This window comes from Corallococcus llansteffanensis (assembly GCF_003612055.1).
GTDB lineage: Bacteria > Myxococcota > Myxococcia > Myxococcales > Myxococcaceae > Corallococcus > Corallococcus llansteffanensis.
On record NZ_RAWB01001221.1, the window covers coordinates 1 to 437 of the forward strand.

The following is a 437-nucleotide window of genomic DNA, read 5'->3' on the forward strand; positions in this document are numbered from 1 at the left end:
GCTGGGTGGGGTGCGTGTCGAAGGACAGCAGGCACCGCAGGTCCATGTACGGGCGCACCGAGCGCGGGCCCGCGCCCTGGAGGGAGAACACGAGGCCCGGGGCCACGTTCCAGTCGCGCCGGCCGCTCAGGTAGCGCGCGCCCTTCTCCTCCGTCTCCGGCGGGCGCAGGAAGAACGCACGCCCTCCGTCCACCACGACGGCCAGGCTGGCGAGCGGGCTGTCCAGGGCGGTGAAGCGCACGCTCGCGCGTGGCTCGATCATCAGGCCGTAGACGCTGTCCACGCCCAGCCCCAGGTCCAGGCGCGGCAGGACGCCGTACAGGGTCCGCGCGGACACGAGCGGGAAGCCCACCTCCAGGCCCACGCCCAGGTGCCCCGCGCCCAGCGACCGTCCTCCGTAGAGCGTTCTTCGACAGCCGGGGTTCGTGGAAGAGCAT

At 73.0% G+C, this 437-nt stretch carries 1 pseudogene; it reads right to left on the reverse strand.

The annotated features are described in order from the left end of the window. Nucleotides 1–437 (reverse strand): annotated as a pseudogene (locus D7V93_RS45765) (hypothetical protein); the annotation flags it as partial.